The sequence below is a fragment of the Pelistega europaea genome (assembly GCF_013133775.1).
In the GTDB taxonomy this organism is placed as follows: domain Bacteria; phylum Pseudomonadota; class Gammaproteobacteria; order Burkholderiales; family Burkholderiaceae_B; genus Taylorella; species Taylorella europaea.
Genome location: NZ_JABGBO010000002.1, coordinates 167,603 through 188,570 on the forward strand (window position 1 = coordinate 167,603; position 20,968 = coordinate 188,570).

The 20,968-nt window shown below is 40.9% G+C and carries 17 protein-coding genes; 7 read left to right on the forward strand and 10 right to left on the reverse strand.

Annotation, left to right across the window (positions count from 1 at the left end; genetic code table 11):
* Positions 1 to 29: 29 nt before the first annotated feature.
* A complete protein-coding gene (gene rpsB / locus HKX40_RS02335) occupies positions 30 to 767 on the reverse strand; it encodes a 30S ribosomal protein S2 (RefSeq protein ID WP_171587966.1) in 738 nt (245 codons plus the stop codon).
* A gap of 259 nt (positions 768 to 1,026) precedes the next feature.
* On the opposite strand from rpsB, the gene map reads away from it, so the two are divergent.
* From map to HKX40_RS02355, 4 genes are all read left to right on the forward strand, one after another.
* Positions 1,027 to 1,833, forward strand: a complete 807-nt coding sequence (gene map, locus HKX40_RS02340) for a type I methionyl aminopeptidase (RefSeq protein WP_171587967.1) — start codon at positions 1,027 to 1,029, stop codon at positions 1,831 to 1,833.
* Positions 1,834 to 1,984: 151 nt separating this feature from the next.
* The gene (locus HKX40_RS02345) at positions 1,985 to 4,573 is read left to right on the forward strand and encodes a [protein-PII] uridylyltransferase (RefSeq protein WP_171587968.1); all 2,589 of its coding nucleotides are present in this window, start codon (positions 1,985 to 1,987) and stop codon (positions 4,571 to 4,573) included.
* Between the two features lie 60 nt (positions 4,574 to 4,633).
* Entirely contained in the window at positions 4,634 to 5,323 is a 690-nt protein-coding gene (locus tag HKX40_RS02350) for a MarC family protein (RefSeq protein WP_171587969.1), read from the forward strand.
* A gap of 105 nt (positions 5,324 to 5,428) precedes the next feature.
* Positions 5,429 to 5,929, forward strand: a complete 501-nt coding sequence (locus tag HKX40_RS02355) for a disulfide bond formation protein B (protein ID WP_171587970.1) — start codon at positions 5,429 to 5,431, stop codon at positions 5,927 to 5,929.
* 104 nt (positions 5,930 to 6,033) lie between these two features.
* On the opposite strand, the gene HKX40_RS02360 is transcribed toward HKX40_RS02355, so the two are convergent.
* Entirely contained in the window at positions 6,034 to 7,077 is a 1,044-nt protein-coding gene (locus HKX40_RS02360) for a glycosyltransferase family 9 protein (RefSeq protein WP_171587971.1), read from the reverse strand.
* Between the two features lie 316 nt (positions 7,078 to 7,393).
* On the opposite strand from HKX40_RS02360, the gene HKX40_RS02365 reads away from it, so the two are divergent.
* On the forward strand, positions 7,394 to 8,161 hold the full coding sequence (locus tag HKX40_RS02365) for a glycosyltransferase family 2 protein (RefSeq protein ID WP_171587972.1): 768 nt from the start codon (positions 7,394 to 7,396) through the stop codon (positions 8,159 to 8,161).
* A 65-nt stretch (positions 8,162 to 8,226) separates the two neighbouring features.
* Here the strand turns inward: HKX40_RS02365 and recX are convergent, their stop codons facing one another.
* The 7 genes from recX to HKX40_RS02400 form a co-directional block, all read right to left on the reverse strand.
* A complete protein-coding gene (gene recX / locus HKX40_RS02370) occupies positions 8,227 to 8,787 on the reverse strand; it encodes a recombination regulator RecX (RefSeq protein ID WP_246233526.1) in 561 nt (186 codons plus the stop codon).
* A 75-nt stretch (positions 8,788 to 8,862) separates the two neighbouring features.
* A complete protein-coding gene (recA, locus tag HKX40_RS02375; RefSeq protein WP_171587973.1) occupies positions 8,863 to 9,939 on the reverse strand; it encodes a recombinase RecA in 1,077 nt (358 codons plus the stop codon).
* Between the two features lie 389 nt (positions 9,940 to 10,328).
* Positions 10,329 to 11,726, reverse strand: coding sequence for an ethanolamine permease (gene eat, locus HKX40_RS02380; protein WP_171587974.1), 1,398 nt, complete (start codon positions 11,724 to 11,726; stop codon positions 10,329 to 10,331).
* A 59-nt stretch (positions 11,727 to 11,785) separates the two neighbouring features.
* Positions 11,786 to 12,496 (reverse strand): gamma-glutamyl-gamma-aminobutyrate hydrolase family protein, encoded by a 711-nt coding sequence (locus HKX40_RS02385; protein ID WP_171587975.1) that lies wholly within the window; start codon positions 12,494 to 12,496, stop codon positions 11,786 to 11,788.
* A complete protein-coding gene (locus HKX40_RS02390; RefSeq protein ID WP_171587976.1) occupies positions 12,493 to 13,653 on the reverse strand; it encodes an iron-containing alcohol dehydrogenase in 1,161 nt (386 codons plus the stop codon). Before HKX40_RS02390 ends, HKX40_RS02385 begins: the two co-directional genes overlap by 4 nt.
* Before the next feature lie 31 nt (positions 13,654 to 13,684).
* The gene (locus tag HKX40_RS02395; protein WP_171587977.1) at positions 13,685 to 15,070 is read right to left on the reverse strand and encodes an aldehyde dehydrogenase family protein; all 1,386 of its coding nucleotides are present in this window, start codon (positions 15,068 to 15,070) and stop codon (positions 13,685 to 13,687) included.
* Positions 15,071 to 15,200: 130 nt separating this feature from the next.
* Positions 15,201 to 16,574 carry a glutamine synthetase family protein gene (locus HKX40_RS02400; RefSeq protein WP_171587978.1) on the reverse strand — a complete coding sequence of 458 codons (1,374 nt, stop codon included), beginning with the start codon at positions 16,572 to 16,574 and terminating at the stop codon, positions 15,201 to 15,203.
* A 449-nt stretch (positions 16,575 to 17,023) separates the two neighbouring features.
* On the opposite strand from HKX40_RS02400, the gene HKX40_RS02405 reads away from it, so the two are divergent.
* Together HKX40_RS02405 and HKX40_RS02410 are read left to right on the forward strand one after the other, a co-directional pair.
* Positions 17,024 to 17,872, forward strand: coding sequence for a MurR/RpiR family transcriptional regulator (locus tag HKX40_RS02405; protein ID WP_171587979.1), 849 nt, complete (start codon positions 17,024 to 17,026; stop codon positions 17,870 to 17,872).
* Positions 17,873 to 18,270: 398 nt separating this feature from the next.
* On the forward strand, positions 18,271 to 19,182 hold the full coding sequence (locus tag HKX40_RS02410) for a recombination-associated protein RdgC (RefSeq protein WP_171587980.1): 912 nt from the start codon (positions 18,271 to 18,273) through the stop codon (positions 19,180 to 19,182).
* A 239-nt stretch (positions 19,183 to 19,421) separates the two neighbouring features.
* Here the strand turns inward: HKX40_RS02410 and HKX40_RS02415 are convergent, their stop codons facing one another.
* Positions 19,422 to 20,675, reverse strand: coding sequence for a D-amino acid dehydrogenase (locus HKX40_RS02415; RefSeq protein ID WP_171587981.1), 1,254 nt, complete (start codon positions 20,673 to 20,675; stop codon positions 19,422 to 19,424).
* Positions 20,676 to 20,968: the final 293 nt, after the last annotated feature.

The following is a 20,968-nucleotide window of genomic DNA, read 5'->3' on the forward strand; positions in this document are numbered from 1 at the left end:
TTTTCTCCAATCTAAAATAGTGATTATGCTTACTCAGCAGAAGTTTCTTCTTCAGCAGCCGCTTGAATTTCTTCAACTAAAGCGTTTTCGCCTTGCTCACGACCTTCTAAAATCGCATTAGCAATACCAGAAGCGTACAATTCGATAGCTTTAGCAGAGTCATCGTTACCAGGGATAACAAAATCCACACCCTCTGGAGAGTGGTTAGTATCCACAACAGCGATAACTGGAATACCTAGTGTACGTGCTTCTTGAATAGCAATTTTGTGATAACCAACGTCAACAACGAATAAAGCTGCAGGCAACTTATTCATGTTTTTGATACCACCGATTGATTTGTTGAGTTTCTCAAGTTCACGAGTAAACATCAACGCTTCTTTCTTGCTCAAACGGTCAACAGTACCGTCTGTTTGAGCTGTTTCCATGTCTTTTAGACGTTTGATAGAAGACTTCACTGTTTTGAAGTTGGTCATCATACCGCCTAACCAACGGTTGTCAACATAAGGCATGCCTGCACGAGTAGCTTCAGCAGCAATGATTTCACGAGCTGAACGTTTAGTACCCACAAATAGGATTTCACCGCCACGAGCAGCTGTTTGACGTACAAACTCAAGTGCTTCTAGATATTTAACAACTGTTTTTTCAAGGTTAATGATATGAATCTTGTTACGTTGACCAAAAATGTACTGAGCCATTTTAGGATTCCAGTAACGAGTTTGGTGACCAAAGTGAACACCAGCTTCTAACATTTGACGCATTAATGACATATTAAAAACTCCACAGGGTTATGTCTTGTACATTACCAGTATTGATATTAGACTTCTATCATCAACACCCTATGCGGTAATGCACGCTATTTAAAAAATAAATCGCACAAAAAAATGTGCACCAATACTATTTACCTAAAAATCCAAAATCAATAACTAAAAATGAATAAAAATAACGCATTCTAACGAATTGGCTCTTGGACTTATACGCAAATAAGCCTATAATTATATACTGTTTTTTTATCTTTACACAAGTTTTATGCCTATTTTAAAAAATCCTGAAGATATTCAAAAAATGCGGGCAGCGTGCCAAGATGCCGCCAAAGCATTGGACTATATTACTCCCTTTGTTAAAGCTGGAGTCACCACTGGTGAATTGGATCGTTTAGTCATTGATTATATTGATAATGTTTTACATGTTAAATCTGCCACTATTGGCTATGGCAATCCTCCTTTTCCTGCTAGCATTTGCACCTCTATTAACAATGTAATTTGTCATGGTATTCCAGGTGATCGTGTTCTTAAAAATGGCGATATTATGAACATTGACATCACCATTATTAAAGATGGTTGGTTTGGTGATACTAGTCGTATGTATTGTATCGGTGAACCGTCGATACAAGCCCGCAAACTAAGCGAAACCGCTTTTGAATGTATGTGGTTGGGTATCGAACAAGTTCGCCCTGGTGCAACTCTAGGCGATATTGGTCATGCCATTCAATCTCATGCTCAAGCACAAGGTTTTTCTGTAGTGCGTGATTACTGTGGGCATGGTATTGGTCAGGTTTTCCACGATGAGCCTATGGTATTGCACTATGGCAAACCTCACACTGGCATGAAATTAGTCGAAGGCATGACATTCACCATCGAACCTATGATTAATGCAGGCCACTATGCCACACGTTTAATGCCTGACCACTGGACAGTAGTGACCAAAGACCGCAGTCTGTCTGCTCAATGGGAGCATACGTTAATTGTCACGGCAGATGGTTATGAAGTCTTAACCGTTTCCGAAGGTATGCGTCAACCACCTGATTTTGTGAAGAAGTTTAAATCTGCATTGTAAGTTCTCGTCGATTCGATAAATAACATCGTCTACCCTTATTTTTTATGGGAAATAAAGTCAGTCTCTTGTGATAGTCTGTTTGCTCAAACCTGTAGTCACAATATGCACTTATTTCCCTTAAATTGTTTTATTGTCATTTGAGGATTCTGTTATGCCCCCTCTCATCGCTATCCGCCAACACATTTTTGAACATAGAGAAGCTCTCAAAAACCAATATAAAGAGGGTAATTTATTACCTGAAGATTTTTTACACCAACATAGTCAATTAGTAGACCAAGGATTTGCAGAGGTAATCAAGGCCTATCCTTTACCCGAAGGAGCGGCTTTATGCGCCGTTGGCGGCTATGGACGCGATGAGCTTTATCCTTTTTCAGATATTGATATTTTGTTATTGCTTGCCAAAGAACCGTCTGCAGCGGATAAGGAGCGTCTTGAGACACTTGTGCAGTCTTTCTGGGATCTAGGTCTAGATATTGGGGCCAGTGTACGAACCATTAAGGATTGCCTTAACGAAGCCAAAAAAGACATTACTATTGAGACCAGTTTACTTGAATGTCGTTATTTGCTGGGAAATCGAGCTTTGGTGGAAGAACTTCATCAAAAGTTCATGAAGAATCATAATCCACAAGATTTTTTCCTTGCCAAACAACTCGAATTCAAACAACGTTACGCTCGTTATAACAATACCCCTTATGCGCTAGAGCCTAACTGTAAAGAGTCTCCTGGAGCATTGCGTGATATTCAACTTATCCATTGGCTTGCTTTATCTAACCAAATTAAAGGAAGCTGGCAATCCCTTGTAGATGCAAATTTAATGACAGACAAAGAGGCTGAGGTCATTAAGAAAACTGAGCATAGTTTTAAGCGTTTTCGTATTGAGTTGCACCTTATTCACAATAAGCGAGACGATCGTGTACTTTTTCACGTCCAGCCACGTCTTGCAGAAGTCTATGGTTATACTGCTCAAGCGGGTAAACGTCCCTCAGAGATGTTTATGCAGGACTACTACGGTGCAGCCCGTATGGTAAATCTGATTACCCACTTTATGCTGCAAAACTTTAAAGACTATCTCTTTCCCAATGATAAACAGGTATCCATTATTGATGAGGATTTCCAGCGTATTGGGCAATTATTAGATATTCGTCATGATGATGCTTTTGAGAAAAACCCATCATTACTGCTCAAGGCTTTTTTGGTTTTACAACAGCATTCTGAACTTGAAGATTTTTCAGTACGTACGCAACGCCTTATTTGGGGCAACCGTAAGCGTATTGACGCAGCATTTAGAGCTAACCCGGTTAATCAGGATCTTTTCTTAGAAATTGTCAAGCAACCTCGAGGGATTGTACACACTTTTAGACGCCTATCTAAACTGAAAATACTACCTCGTTATATTCCTAGCTGGTCCAAGATTGTAGGCCAAATGCAACATGATTTATTCCATGTGTACACTGTAGATCAGCATACCCTTCAAGTAATTCGCAATATGCGTCGTTTTACTATGCCGGAGTACGCACAGGATAATCCGTTAGCCGCCCAGTTAATTGCGGATTTTGATAAAAGTTGGTTGTTATATATCGCTGCACTTTTTCATGATATTGCTAAAGGACGTGGTGGCGATCATTCTACTCTTGGAGCGGTGGAAGTCCGTCAATTTGCTGAATTACATCGCCTTGCCCCTGAAGATGTAGAGTTGCTTGAATTTTTAGTGGCTAATCACCTTGTTATGTCTAACGTAGCACAGAAAAAAGATTTATCTGACCCTGAGGTGATTAAACATTTTAGCGAGACAGTCAAAGATCGCCGCCATCTCGTAGCATTATACCTGCTTACCATAGCAGATATTCGTGGCACCAGTCCTAAAGTATGGAATGCATGGAAAGGACAACTGTTGCAAAACCTTTTCCAAAGCACCTCACACTTATTTGCAGGTGATCACTTTGACCGTAACACTATCTTATCGCAACGTAAGGCTGAGGCTGATGCCATCATTAAATTAGCGGGGCTTTCTGATGAGCAACGCGATAAATTCTGGTCAAAAATGGATGTTGCCTACTTTCTACGGACAGAAGCCAGTGATATTGCGTGGCATACTCGTACCCTTTACTCCCACATAGGTGTCGCTGATACTGTTGTCAAGGCACGTCCTGTAGAAAAGAGTGAGCATATTCAGATTGCAGTATTTACACGTGATAAAGTTAACTTATTCGAGCGTATCGCTGTGTATTTTTATCTGCATAATATCAATATTTTAGATGCCCGTATCCATACTAATGCCGATGGTTATGCTCTTGATAGTTTCTCTGTTTCTTCTGCCGTTTTCCAAAATCCACGTGATTTTGTATCGCTTATTGAGACTGACTTAGCCAAGAGTATTCATGATGAGCTACCTTCTGAGGAAATGATTGCTCAACGACCAACCTCATTAATGGTGGGGGCAGATATACGTCGTTCTCGTACCTTCCCTATTGTGCCTAGCGTGGAGTTGGTCAAAGATGAATACGGCAGCTCTTGGTTGCTTTCTATTGTCGCAACCGATAGCCCTGGTATTTTATATCACCTTGCTCATATCTTTAATCAACATCGCATTAATCTGCACATGGCAAAGATTATGACACTAGGCGAACGTGCCGAAGACGTATTTGTTATTGATAGTCCTCAGCTTGACAATGAAAAAAGCCAACTAGCTTTTGAACGAGACATATTAGACATGCTGAATCGTTTAACAAAATTAAAGTAACTTCCTGTATTTTCACGATATAATTGACCTTTGTGTGTTTAGTGGCTTTAGGTTATCTCCATGTTTTCGCTTTTTATTAATAACCTGCTATTCGTGTTAGCGACTATTTTACCCATTGTGAATCCCCCTGGCGTAGCACCTATTTTCTGGACTATGACTAGTGGTGCATCCAATGCCACTCGGCTCATGCTCGCTAAACGCATAGCAGTTAACGTCTCCATCATCATTCTGGCTGCAATTTTCCTAGGTAGTTTGATTCTCAATATGTTGGGAATTTCGCTAGAAGTAGTGCGTATCGGTGGTGGTTTATTGGTAGTCGCTGCTGCATGGAAACTTCTTAATGCTGAAGATCCTGATACCAGCAAACACCCTATTACTAATGAAGAATATTCTTTAGACAAAGCCAAAAATAACGCCTTTTATCCACTCACTTTTCCTATTACTTGCGGACCTGGCTCTGTGGCTGCGGCAATTACTATTGGTGCAACACTACGCAACAGTGGTTTTAATTTAGCCACTTTTTCGACAATTAGCGGTATGATTGTGGGTTCTGCTGTAGTATCGCTAACAGTATACTTCTGCCTACGGTTTGCTGCTCAATTTTTGCATCGACTAGGTAAAAATGGATCTGTGATTTTTATGCGTCTATCGGCGTTTATTTTGTTATGCATAGGTGTGCAGATTCTGTGGACTGGCATTCATGACCTTGTGATGAGTCTTTATGCGGATATGCTAGATATGTCTAATTAGTTTTGGATAAGCCATGTCTAATTTACCCCAAGGTAATTACTCCTATTTACCCTATTTTTTGGCAAGTTAAATACATCTCACTTATTTTGAAAGGATAATAATAACATGTTAAATACTCAGCGTATGCTCAATATTATTGCTATTTTGTGTTTGGCTGCTGTTGGTTTTGCCTTGTTTTCTCAATACTCCTTGGATATGCAGCCATGTGCATGGTGCGTGTTGTTGCGTTTTATCTTCTTAGTCATTGCACTAGTATGCCTACTGGCGAATCTTTTTCGTAGCCCATTTATCCTACGACTCTTCTCATTTTTAAGTTTTTCGTTATCTGTGGCTGGCATACTTAGCACATGGTACCAATATAGTGTCGCATCAGAATCCTTTTCTTGTGATATGACTTTTGCCGATATATTCATGTCGCGTTGGACACATTTAGATGCCCTAGCTCCTTGGATTTTTGGTATTTATGCTAGTTGTATGGATGCCAAAGCTGATTTGTTTGGTATCGAATACTCGCTCTGGGGTATGGGACTTTCTGCCGTGTTGGCACTGGGCTCATTGTATGCCTTATTTGCAAAAAATGAACGCGATTTGTTTAAAGCCTTGTGAGATTCATCGCCAAAATTAGAGCAATTCGTGCCTTATATCCTCGCCGTAAACAATGAAGTTTTACGGCACGGTCTGATAAATCATGTCATTCATAGCCGCATGTTTTAAAGTGCCAATATATGCTGCTGAATAAACGGTAAACTAGCCTTTATCACTTCGTTCATATCTATTGTGGTTAAATCATCCTCTGTCCCTGCCCCTGGTGCTGGTGCAAATGCCAAACGTTTATCTGCTTGATTAGTGGTTTGCCAGCGTAAGGGGGTTGCTGAACGCTTGCTCGGATAAAAGCCAATAGTAGGAATATTTAAGGCACCACAGATATGTAAGGGACCTGTAGACCCTGCAATAAATACACTGGCACAAGCAAGGGACTGCGCAAAATCAACAAGGCCATCATTTTTGTCATAAATAACCACTCGATGATTCATAGTTGACTGCACCTTTGCCTGTAGCTGTTGAGCCTTTTCTGTTTCCCCGGGACCTGCTGTCAGCACCACAGTGACAGTCGTATCCTTTAAAATGGCGTTAACAAGCTTGGCATATTGGTCCAAACTCAAATTGTTCGCTGAACCACCAGAACCTGCATGCACAAATACCCACGGACAGTCTGCTGATATATGAAGTTGCTGTACGAGTTTCTGGCGTTGCTGTGCCAAAACATCGGAGGGAAAGGACAGATAAGGTGGAGGCAACTCTCTAATGGTGATTCCTTGTTTAGTCAAAAAGGCTCTCGCTAAATCAAGGTTATACTCATACTCTGGTTTTAGGGAGCGAGAACGCCTTTGCGTGATACGTTGGTTATATAGGAACTGAATAAACTTAGTCGCTGGAGCTACGCGCAGTGGGATACCCGCTTTAAAAACAGTCAAAGCATTATAACTATCAGAGAAAAAATTAATAGAAGCATCAAACTTTGCCTTTTTTATTTCAGCAAGTGTAGCTCGTTGTGCTGCTTTATCAGCATTTTTACCCGCATCAATAATAATATCATCAATATAGGGGCAATACCTCGCTAGACTCTCTGTATAATGAGGCACAAGTGCAGTAATATGCCAGTCAAGAGCAGAATACCTCAACATAGCCAATGCTGGCCAGACCAACATAAAATCGCCTAATTTATCATTACGAACAACAAGTAATTTTTTCATAATTTCTCTGATGTGTATTAGCCTTGAATGCAAGCAACTAAATCATTGTAATATTTCTGCTGTGATTGTGCGAAATTATGACATAACCGACAAGAAAATTTATGAATAGATTCTCCAACCTGAATAAGGTATTACTAACGCTAAGACCGAAGTAGCCCACAAGAAAATTTGTAAATAAATCCTCTAACTCCTCGTAACTATCATCCTTAAAAATCACCTAAAAGAAATAGGCAAAGAGTGTCACAAGTCTAAAAAATACCATACAGTTGTATTATCAATGTTAAGATAGTCATCTCGCTTATTGAAAGGAAGTGCTATGCCGTCGTTATGTGTTGCCATGATTGTTAAAAATGAAGCACAGGATCTTGCTTTTTGTCTTAATACCGTAAAAGATTGGGTAGACGAAATTGTGATTTTGGATTCTGGAAGCACAGATGAGACTGAAGCTATTGCGAAAAAATTTAATGCCAAGTTCTATAGCAACACAACTTGGTCTGGATTTGGACCACAACGCCAGCTAGCACAAAGTTTTGTAAAAAGCGATTATGTTTTATGGTTAGATGCTGACGAGCGTGTGACACCAGAATTAGCAAAAGAAATCCAAACTGCTATCCAAGAGAATAAGGAAAATACTGTTTATAGTGTTAATCGTTTATCTGATGTTTTTGGCAAACGCATCCACCACTCGGGTTGGTATCCGGATTATGTAATAAGACTACATAAGGTAAAAGACACTCATTATTCAGACGATTTAGTACATGAAAGCATCATTGTGCCAAAAGGATTCCACGTCCAAAGGCTTAATGGTCATCTACTCCATTATACCTACAAAAATTTACATCATTACCTGGTTAAGTCAGCCAATTATGCCAAAGCATGGGCAGATCAGCGTCAGAAACAAGGTAAAAAAGCCTCTCTTTGGGATGCGTATATCCATGCTATTGGTTGCTTCATGAAGATGTATGTATTAAAGGCAGGATTTCTGGATGGAAAGCACGGATTGTTGCTAGCGACCTTGTCTGCTCATTCAACTTTTGTGAAATATGCAGACTTATGGGTAAGGAATCAACAAACCAAAAAATAAGTAACTTCCATATATTGAGGTTTGTCAATACGTTAATCACAGAGAGATACTTAAAACAAAGGACACTAATCTCGTCGTGACAATATCTTACGCACTACATCAGCACTAAAACCACGACTGGCGAGAAAACGTATTTGCTTAGCACGCTCTTGAGGGGTTGTTGGCAACATGCCATGAAACTTACGATTCCATACTTCTAATGCCCTATCAAACTCTGTTTCTTTAAGAGTTTCCTTGAGCTCGCTAACTGTCTCCTCGGTCAACTGATGGTTCTTTAAGGCATGGAGAATTTTCTGATTTCCCCAGCGTTGTTGACGAGAAATGACAAAATTTTCAGCAAAACGCTGATCAGATTGCCAATTCTCACGTTGTAAACGCTCAACGACAGCATCAATCTGTGCTTGATCCTCAGTGTACTGACTGAGTTTACGCCGCAACTCGACTTCTGAATACTCTCGCCGTGACAGTATCGCTACCGCTTTGGCAAGAAGATTGACAGGACGAGGCTCAGAGGGAGAAGTTGCAAACCCTTGATCTAATCGCTCCCCTCTTCTTCGCTCTGAGGTGCGAGAAATATCCTGTTCAAAATTATCATCAGTATCGGAAAACATCTGACTACTTGCCATTTAGGTGCCAAGTTTGGCTGTACTGTAGCGTGTCACAGCCGACTAGACACCTAGTTAGTATGCGTGGTTAATTGACTATTCTTCGATGAAATCATCATCAATATCGTCTGTCTCGCCTTCTGCTACTGCCCCCATCTCAATGATACCTAGGTTCTGGCGAATCTTATTCTCGATTTCACGAGCAAGCTCTGGGTGTTCTCGAAGATACTCACGCACATTATCCTTGCCCTGACCTATACGATTGCCATCATAGCTGAACCATGCCCCTGCTTTATCCACAATACCAGCCTTGACACCCAAATCGATGATTTCCCCCTCACGAGAAATACCTGTACCATACATGATGTCAAATTCAACTTGTTTGAATGGAGGAGCAACCTTATTTTTGACCACTTTTACACGGGTCTCGTTGCCAATAACCTCGTCACCCTTTTTGATAGAACCGATACGACGAATATCTAAACGTACAGAAGAATAGAATTTAAGTGCATTACCACCTGTCGTAGTCTCTGGGCTACCAAACATCACACCAATCTTCATACGGATTTGGTTAATAAAAATAACCATACAATTCGTGCGCTTAATAGAGGCTGTCAACTTACGAAGTGCTTGACTCATTAAGCGGGCTTGTAGACCGGGAAGATTATCCCCCATATCACCTTCAATCTCTGCCTTAGGTACTAGGGCAGCCACAGAGTCCACAACGATTAAGTCTACAGAACCTGAACGCACTAAAGCATCGGTAATTTCTAGAGCTTGCTCTCCCGTATCTGGTTGTGAAATCAATAAATCCGCCAGATTCACCCCCAATTTAGCAGCATACTGCACATCCAAAGCGTGCTCTGCATCAATAAAGGCACAAGTACCTCCAATCTTTTGCATCTCAGCAATCACTTGTAGTGTCAAGGTGGTCTTACCACTAGATTCAGGGCCATAAATCTCAATTACACGACCGCGAGGCAAACCACCTACCCCTAGTGCAATATCTAGACCTAATGAACCCGTTGATACCACCTGAATATCATGAGCGACCTCATTGTCACCATAACGCATAACCGAGCCCTTGCCGAATTGTTTTTCAATCTGGGCTAGTGCAGCAGTTAATGCCTTGGCACGATCAGAGGCAGATGCTTTTGATTGTTTATCATCCATGGATGAATTCCTTATAAAAATAAATCTACATATTGCTAATGACTATACACAATATTATGCCATTAAAAATACTGTATGTCCATACAGTTGATATTTTTATCCTACTCAATTTTATACATTTTCACCACAGTCACTCAAGTTTAAATACGCATAACTTCAAATTTACCCTCCCCCATGTTGCGTTTACAAGAGAATTTCTGCAGCACCTAACAAATACCACCAATTAAGCCCACTGCCATAGAGCAGTCCTTGCTACCTGAATCTTGCTCATTTAAAGCAACTGAGCTAGTCTATGCCTCATCAAGCAACGAAATTTTATGGCACACAACAAAAACTCCCTGCGAATTACCACAGGGAGTTTTGGTTTATCAGTTTAATCAATAAACTATTTATTTGCGTACAAGCATATCATCCTCTGGCACAGACTCACGAGTACTTTTGCTCATCAAGAAATAAGCATAACCTAGCACCATCATAATGACATAGATTAAAAAGACCACTTTGTTATACCACGCAACTGCAATCAATGCGATTACTGCAATTACCATTGATAATACAGGGAAGAAAGGATATAGCGGTGCATCAAAAGGACGCTCAAGATTTGGTTCAGTCTTACGCAATTTAATTAAGCTCATCATAGAAATGATGTACATAGTAATGGCACCAAATACCGCCATAGTGATAATATTGGCCGTTAGTGGCTGTCCTGCAATCACAATAAAGTTATCACTGAAAATTGCTACAATGCCAATTACACCTCCTAATAACACGGCTCGGTGAGGAGTTGAGAAGCGTTTATTGACTTTAGAGAAATAAGTCGGCATATAGCCTGCTCGGCTTAATGCGAAAATTTGCCGTGAATAACCCATCATAATACCGTGGAAACTAGCGATAAGACCAAATAAACCTAGCCATACAAGCATATGCATCCAACCGCTGTTCTCTCCTACAATGACTTGCATTGCTTTAGGTAAAGGATCGTTTAGATTGGAAAGTTCACGCCAGTCGCCCACACCACCTGCAAAAATCATCACACCCATAGCTAAGAACACCAGAGTCAGAATAGCACAGATATAGGCTTTAGGTACGGTTTTCTTAGGTTCTTTGGTCTCTTCTGCTGCCATAGCCACTCCTTCAATAGCTAAGAAGAACCATATTGCAAACGGAATGGAAGCACCAATACCACCTAATGTAGCCATACTGAATTCGTTAGTACCTGCCCAACCATTAGCGGTAAAATGCTCCCAAGAAAAACCTGGTGACACCACACCCATAAAGACTAGCAACTCACCAATGGCTAGTACGGTGACAAACAACTCAAAGTTTGCCGCAATATGCATACCCAAAATATTTAATATCATGAAGATGATATAAGCACCTACGGCAGCAACCTTGGGATCAATAAATGGAAATTGGATGTTCAGGTAAGCTCCAATAGCCAACGCAATAGCTGGTGGAGCAAAAACAAACTCAATTAATGTCGCCGCCCCTGCAAAAAAACCACCTGTAGGTCCATAAGCACGTAGGGCATAAGCAAATGGCCCTCCTGCATGTGGAATAGAGGTTGTTAGTTCAGTGTAGCTGAAAATAAAGGTTACGTACATCAACGAAATCAGTGCCACAGAGATAAGAAAACCCAGTGTACCTGCTGTTGCCCAACCATAACTCCAGCCAAAGTAGTCTCCTGAAATCACCAATCCAACGGCAATACCCCATAGGTGTATGGCCCCTAGTGTTGGCTTAAGTTCGCGGACAACTTTATTTTGGTTCAATTTTACTTCACTCATACACGTCTCCTGTTTGATAGACAAACATCATGTCCCTCCTCCCCTGGTTTTAAAAACCGTCACTTTTTTTGCTGGTATTGTTTAGCATCTTCAATAAAGTGCCGGAATAGACTTTGCTGACTTTGTGAATCTGCAAAATTCATCTCAGGGTGCCACTGCACAGCGATAAGGTTTTCTTTGCCTTCAAGCTCTATGGCTTCTACTACCCCATCTGCTGCATGAGAAACTGCACGCAATCCTTTACCCAATTTATCCACACATTGGTGGTGGTAAGAAACAATATCTGCCACTTCACCAATCATGCGATATAAACGGCTATCTGGTACAGTCATCACATCGTGATGAATAGATTGTCCGTCCTCGGTACGATGTAATACCTTGGTTCCATAGACATCTGGTAAATGTGTGTGTAAGGTACCCCCCAACGCTACGTTCAGCACCTGCATACCACGGCAAATAGCCAACACGGGAATATCTGTTTGGACAATTTGTTTCATCAGATGCAACTCAGCAGTATCGCGTACAGGACTGAGTCCATAAAGATGCTCGGTTTGTGCACCACCATACAAGTCAGGATTGATGTCGCCACCTCCGATAAACACCACGCCATGTAAGACATTGAGCCAATCGTTGGCAAAATCCGTACTTGCCCCTGGTAAGATAAAGGGAATCCCTCCTGACTTAGTAATCGCCTCAATATATAAATCAGGAACTAACCAGCCTGGTCTTTCTGCAGGAGAATAAGCGGTTAATCCAATCAATGGTTTCATAGTTCGCCTCGTACTGCTTTAATGAAGATTGCTTTATAATCATCAGCTGTGAGGGTAACTGGGTTACAACCATCGCTTGGATCATTTTTAGCAGAAGTACCAATAAAGTCTGCTTGTGACTCATCTATACCAATATCCCCTAGACTATGAGGAATAGCGAGTTCTGTACGCAAATCCATTACCCAAGACATAAAGCTATCAAATGATGGATTAGGCAAATCAAGGTAACGCGCTGCCTCTGTTAGACGCTCTGCCACGCCTGCTTGATTGCGTTTAAGTACATAGGGTAAAAGAATGGCATTAGCCAATCCATGAGGAGTACCAAATACAGCACCTACTGGGTGAGCTAAAGCATGTACACCACCAAGTCCTTTTTGGAAAGCAGTTGCTCCCATAATGGAAGCTGATAGCATATTAGAGCGTGCTTCGATATTTGTCCCCTCTTTGTAAGCCACTGGGAGCCAATCTTTCACTAGTTTCATACCTTGCAAGGCTACACCATGTGCAATAGGATGGTAGAAAGGAGAACAGAAAGCCTCAAGGTTATGTACAAATGCATCAACACCAGTAGAGGCTGTTAGATGAGGGGGTAATGGCACAGTCAACTCTGGGTCTGCTAACACAATTTCAGGTAACATCTTAGGATGGAAAATAATGACTTTACGATGTGCCTTAGCATCAATAATCAGTGAGGAGCGTCCAACCTCAGAACCTGTACCCGCCGTTGTAGGAATAGCGATAACTTTCACAATCTTGCTTGGATCAGCATTTTTCCAGTTATCACCCACATCTTCTAAATCCCAAAGAGAGCAGGTCTGATTAACAATCACCCCGATTGCTTTTGCCACATCTAAGGCACTTCCACCTCCCACTGCAACGATGCCATCATGTTGACCTGCACGATAAGCCACCACACCAGCATCTACATCATCACTATCAGGATTGGGTTTTACATCAAAAAAACGTCCAAAAGCAACCCCACCATCTTTTAAAATGGTTTGAATACGCTCCATCAAAGGTAACTTCGCTAGACCAGCGTCAGTCACTAATAAGGGGTTGTGCATACCTACCTCAGCACATAACTGAGGTAGTTCTACAATACGCCCAGCACCAAAACGAATGGCGGTAGGATAATTCCAATTTGCTCTTAATGTCATGTGTTTACTCCTTAATTCTTATGCATGGAAATTAAGCATCACGTAAATGGTAGGATTTTACTCGAGTCAGCTGGTGATAGCCTAGTTCGGAAAGAGAAATACCTCTACCTGTATCTTTGACCCCTGTCCATGCCAAAGCAGGATCCAAATAATCACAACGATTCATAAAGACAGTACCTGTCGCTATACGTGACCCAATCGCCTCCGCTGCCTCTTGGTCTTTAGTCCAAATAGAAGCTGTAAGTCCATAGCAGCTATCATTCATCATACGAATAGCCTCTTCATCATCAGCGACTGCCATGATACCGACAACAGGTCCAAAACTTTCCTCTGTCATCACAGACATACTATGATCTACATTAATAAGCACTTGTGGAGCATGGTAAGCGGTACCCTCTGCATGAGCAGGAAATAAGGACTCATCAATAAGTTTCTTGGCTCCTTTAGCAACAGCCTCTTCGATTTGAGCTTTCACATTCGCTGCTGCTGCCGCACTCACCATAGGACCTAAATTAACACTAGGATCTGTTGGATTACCCAACTTATATTGCTTAGTTACTTCAACAAACTTAGCTACAAAAGCATCGAAAATAGAAGCATGAACATAAATACGCTCAACACCGCAGCAGGATTGACCTGAATTAAAGAAAGAGCCATCGACCAAATTCTCTGCTGCAAAATCCACATCCGCATCTGCTCGAACATAGGCGGGATCTTTGCCTCCTAATTCAAGACCTGCACCAATAAAACGCTCTGAGATAGTGGATTGAATGCGTTTACCCCCCTCAACAGAACCAGTAAATGCCACAAAATCCACATAATCAGCACGCAATACACGTTCTGTGGCACTATGTGTCATATAAAGCGTTTGGAAAACCCCTTTAGGTAAACCTGCTGCATCAAAGGCTTGCTGGAAAAGCTGTGCTGCTAATGGGGTCTGTGAGGCATGTTTTAATAACACTGTATTACCTGCTACCAATGCGGGAACAATGGCATTTACTGCGGTGAGAAATGGGTAGTTCCAAGGGGCGATAATCATTACAGTACCAAGAGGCTCACGCCGCAAATAGCGTTTAAAACCTTCTTTTGGAGTTGGTACAATATCGGCAAGAGCCTGTTCTGCCACATCAATCATATAACGGGCACGTTCTTCTAGGCCGCGCACCTCACCTGGAGATTGACTAATAGGGCGACCAATACATGTGGTGATACTTTTTGCAATTTCATCCTTATGAGACACCAACCAATCAACTGCTTTAGAAACTAGCGATTTACGTTCTACCAACGATAAACCTTTCCAAACAGATTGTGCCTGTCTTGCAGCATCTAATGCCTGTTGGATTTGCTCATCTGTAGAATAGTCAACAGATAACGCCTCTGTCCCATCAATCGGAGAAATCACTGAAAATTTACTCATTCTATATAACCTCAATTCAATAAAGAATACATTGCTCTATATAAAATAACCATTTGATTTATATAGTTATTTTTTTAATCCTGTTTCATCAACATCTATCTAATAACAAGTTGTTTTCAAGCGGATAGTCTTAAATAATTTCAAAATAGCGGTTACGCTCCCAGTCTGAAACATGTTTTTGGAACTCCCGCTCTTCCCACTCACGTGTTGCAGCAAAATGCTCTACAAAATCATCCCCTAACCACTTGCGTGCACTCTCCGATTGTTTCAAGCACTGTGCAGCATCCCACAATGTGCGTGGTAGTTGTAGATGAGCGGGAGGAGTCTGAGTGTAAGCATTGCCCATCGCAGGAGCCTCTGGCTCTATACGATTCTCAATACCATGTAAACCTGCTGCAAAAATAGATGCTGCCACGAGATACGGATTTGTATCTGCTCCAGGTACACGATACTCAACTCGTTGAGATTTAGGACTTCCGCTAATCGCACGAATTGCGGTGGTACGGTTATCAATGCCCCACAAAGCTGATGTAGGGGCCCAATAACCTGGAACAAGACGACGGTAGCTATTAATAGTTGGTGCATGAATAGGCATTAAATCTCGTGCCATGCTTTGCAAGCCACCGATAAACCAACGCATTTCTTGGCTGATATTGTTAGGTTGGGATGGGTCATAAAATACGCTATCTCCATTTTCTCGTACTAATGAGACATGTACATGACCACCCTGCCCTGAATAATCTTCACTCCACTTTGCCATGAACGACACCATGCGATTTTGCTTCTGAGCAAGAACTTTAGACATAGCCTTAAACAAAGCTGCATTATCTGCTGCATCATGTGCCTCCATCGCTTGTAGAGCCAACTCTACTTGCCCTGGACCCGTTTCCTCATGAAAGCCCTCGATAGGAATATTCATCTGTGTACAAACAGACAATAGCGTCTCATAAAAATCATTGTTGGCTGAAGTACGTAATAATGAATAACCAAAAGCACCATGTCCAAGTGGACGCGGACTCTCAAAACTGCGCTCTCGTAAACTGAGGTGGGATTCATCACAAACTAAAAATTCATATTCAAACCCAGCCATTGTCCGGTAGCCCATCTCTCTACCTTTAGCCAAGACTCGATTCAATACTTGACGTGGACATAACGGGGCAATACGCCCTACCACCTCTCCTGGCACTAAAATCGTATTGTTTTCTAAGGGTAATTCACGCCACTTTTCAGGGATTAACCGGATTTCTGCATCTCCATATCCCGTCTGCCATCCAGTGAGTTTGACGTTATCAAAAAGCTGGTCATTTAAGTCCCAACCAAATACAACATCACAAAAGGCAAAATCTGATGTCAATGCAGATTTGAACTTGGCCACTGACATATATTTACCCACCATAACGCCATCCATATCACAAAACGTGACCTTGATATGACTGATGTTGCGTGCCTCAATAATCTCCAAAATATCTTTTATTGCTTGCTCTCTTGTATAAGTATTACCCATAATACGCCTCCTTTAAGACTTTACGTAGGGTGATGGCACAAAACACGTTAGAAAAAAAACAATTTTTCTCTAACTCATATCAAGCAGAATAAATGTTATTTATATATTTTTCAAGATTTATTTGAAAAAAATATTACACTATTGGTCGCCTTATAGAAATCGTTTATAATCCCTTTTCTTTTTTAGGGAATTTGTGAAAAACTAACAACACTTTTGCACCGAAATAGAGCCAAATAGTTTTGTTGTTTTTTTATGAAAAAATTGTCTATATGCGGACATGGGTCATCGAATACGTGCAAATGTGTAAACGATGACAATAGATACATTGAAACCCAGCTAAACTGAGTAAATGTTGAAATACTGAATAAGAGCTATTGTTCCCACATCCGCTCAAGCCGTTTTTTCCTATTAAAGAAAACCATTTTCGTTAACCAAGGGGAACAAAATCAATGAACTCTAAAAATCTAGCAGTATTGATTCGGGAGCAGTTTCAATATTTTGCTCCCAACGAGAAAAAAGTTGCACGCGTATTGTTAAATCAATACCCTGTAGCAGGATTGGAAACTATCGCTCAATTAGCGAAAAAGGCCTCTGTTAGTGGTCCCACTGTACTACGCCTTATCACAAAATTGGGATTTGATGGTTATGGGCAATTTCAAGAAGCACTTCGTCGTGAGCTAGAAGCGCATCTTCAGACACCTATTTCACGTCGCGATCCTAACCAGGACATAGAAAAGCACGAAGTACTGTCTTCCTTTTGCAAGGATATTACTCTCAAACTCAATGAGACTGCCAAAAATATTCTTCCTGAGGATTTCGAAGCTGCCGTTGATATTCTTGCCAACAAAAATGCCAAAATTTGGCTAATTGGAGGTTATCTCACTGGACCTTTATCAGAGTATTTCTATAGACACCTTCAATCTATTCGTTCTGATGTATCGCTACTTCATCCTGTCCCTGTGACATGGATTAATACGCTTGCCGATATTAAAAAAAATGATGTATTGGTAGTATTTGACATCCGTCGTTATTGGAATGAACTGCAACCTTTCATGCAGATTGCTACAGAGAAAAAATGCAAGAGCATTTTAATCACTGACCAGTGGATTTCTCCGCTGTCTGGTATCGCTAATATCACCCTACCAGCCTACACAGAGGGCAAATCTGGTTGGGATACTAATGTGTGCGTGATGTTCATTATTGATGCATTAATCTCCGCACTAAATAACAAAGATTGGGAAAAGACTAAAGAACGTCTTGAAAAAATCGAATCCCTACGCAGTCGATGTGGTTTTTGATATTTCTTAAATAAACCTGTTCAGTACACAATGCCTAACAGAAAATAATGGCTACAAAATAGCATAAATGTATCACTCACGCCACAAAACCACCACGCTACCCCTCGGTGGTTTTTTAATGTCCATTACAAATTAACAATAATATTTCAAAAATGTAAAATAATTTTCAAAAATATTTATTATAAATGTAATAAACCTTTCAAAAATCATTTATATATTTAATAACTCATTGTTTTTAAATGATTTTTTTATAAAATCAGGGTTTAAACTTTTTTTCATTTATTCATTATTGCAATATTTTCACTTTCATTCTCTAGTTCTCACCTAAAGAAGCCTAATCTTTATTCTCATCTGCTAAAATACAAACCCTTGTTTTGCTTTTACACGAAGAGTTTTTTATGTGGTTTAAAAATCTAAAAATTTTCCGCCTGTCACCAGCATGGCAACCCAGCAGCGATGAGTTCGAAGCACTTTTAGCTAAACAAGCCTTTGTGGATGGGCAGTTCTCCGGAGAACCACTCAACATGGGATGGGCTCCGTTTTTTGAAGAAGAAGGTACACTTGTACATAAAGTCGAAAACAACTATTTGGTCCGTCTAGTGGTTGAGAAAAAACTTCTTCCTACCTCTGTTATCAACCAGTTTGCCAAAGCCAAAGCTCAAGAAGTCGAAGAAGAACAAGGCTACAAGGTTGGTCGCAAGCAAATGAAAGAAATTAAAGAAAATGTAGCTGCCGCTTTACGTACCAAAGCGTTTAGTATTTACCGTGAAACACGCGTATGGTTTGATTTAGATAATCATTGGATGATTGTCGATACAGGGGCTAGCTCTAAAGCAGATGAAGTAATTGGCTTACTTGCCAAGGTATTAGATCCATTGCCTCTATTGAGTTATATGACGGAAAAATCTCCTACTTCATGCATGACATCTTGGTTACTAGATGATACAGCCCCTGATGGTTTTACAGTAGACCAAGATACAGAGCTAAAGTCCATGACAGACTCTCGCATCAGTGTCCGTTATGCTAACCATACACCTGAACATGAAGAACTGAGCAAACAAATCACTTCTGGCAAGACTTGTACGCGTCTTGCTATGACCTGGAATGACCGTGTGTCATTTGTACTTAATGATGCGGGAGATGTTCGTCGTGTGACACCACTAGAAGTGCTTGCTGAAGCACGTGACCCTATTCAATCAGACGATGCCATTGAGCATTTCGATGCAGAGATGGTATTGATGTTTGGGGAGCTTAATGCCCTTTTACGTGATTTGAGTGAGGCATTGGGCGGAGAAAAACGAGCAGAGTAACCTTTCTCTTTAATTCTTATAGCTAGTCCTGATAGTATTTTCTGCTCTTGGTCCTGACAGTGCTTGCAGTACCTAGCCAGCAGTATTTTTTTGCTCACGGTTCCGATAGAGCCTGCAGTACTAGCCAGCAGATTTTTTTGCGCCAGTCCCAATAGCGTCTTCTACTCTTGGGACTTTTTAATTTTAGCATTGCACTCTGGATTAAACCTTCCGAGTGCAATGCCACAACCAAATGAGGTTTACTGATACCTGCTTACGTCTAAGCCCTCCGTACTAATTGCTGGCTCGTGACCTGCCATTAAATCTGCCAAATAGCTTGCAGAGCCACAACTCATTGTCCAACCAAGCGTACCATGTCCTGAGTTAATCCATAAATTAGGATAACGAGTCTTACCAATAATTGGGGTACCATCTGGCGTTGCAGGACGTAGTCCAGTCCAGAAGAAGGCTTCTTTCAAATCTCCAGAACCTGGGAACACATGATTGAAAATTTCATGCATGGTCGCAAGGTATTTATCTTTAAGCGTTAGGTCAAAACCATTAATACCTGCCATACCACCCATACGGATACGAGTATCAAAGCGAGTTAATGCCACTTTGTATGTCTCATCAAGAACTGTAGACTGAGGAGCCTTGCTCTCATCAGTAATTGGAATTGTCAATGAAAAACCTTTGAGTGGATAGATAGGCACATGAATACCAACAGGTTTTAATAATGCTGTACTGTACGAACCCAACGCCACCACATAAGCATCCGCAGTTTCTAATTTTCCATTAATCCATACACCCTTAATCTCGCCACCGACATATTCAAAACGATCGACACTATGATTAAAACGGAATTTCACTCCTACACCTTTGGCAATCTCCGCTAACCGTTGAGTAAACAGGAAGCAATCTCCTGTTTCATCTCCAGGAAGACGTAATGCACCAACAAACTCATCAATTTTATCCTTGAGACCTGGTTCGTATTTTAGAATACCAGCTTTATCCAAGCGCTCAAAAGGCACTCCAGTCTCTTCTAATACTTTGATGTCTTTTTCAACATCGTCTAACTGCTGCTGTTTGCGAAATAACTGAATGGTACCAAGCTGTCTTTCTTCGTAAGTAATGCCCGTGTCTTCACGCAAGGCTTGTAAACAATCGCGGCTGTATTCTGCAACTCTTAACATACGCTCTTTATTCACTGCATAGCTCTCTGCATTACAGTTTTTAAGTAATTGCCACATCCAACGATATTGAGCTAAATCAGGTGTTAGCTTCATAATTAATGGAGCATGTTTTTGGAATAACCATTTAATAGCTTTTAGAGGTAATCCTGGTGCAGCCCAAGGGGTAGAATAGCCAGGAGAAATCTCACCAGCATTACCAAAACTGGTTTCTAAAGCAGCCCCCTCTTGGCGGTCAATTACCGTAACCTCGAATCCTTTTTTGGCCAAATAATAAGCGGTCGTTGTACCCACAACACCGCTACCCAAAACATAAACGTGCATTTGTAAAAGTCCTAAAAACAACGATAGCAAAAGCATATCGCATCTCAAGCCAAATAACAACGCGGATGTCGTTTTTTGCTCAAAACGATACGTTATTTCAAATTTCGCTCTAAACAGTTTATAATGCGTAATGCTCTCAGCCCTGAGAATGGAACTGTACATATTGGTATGGCGCTGTATTGGTGATAGACAGACAATTTAAGAATATCCCCAGTGTCTTTTTCGGATTAAGTTAAATAGCAAAATATGTGTCCGTAGCGATATGTTCCATTTTCATCAGTGTTAATAGATTA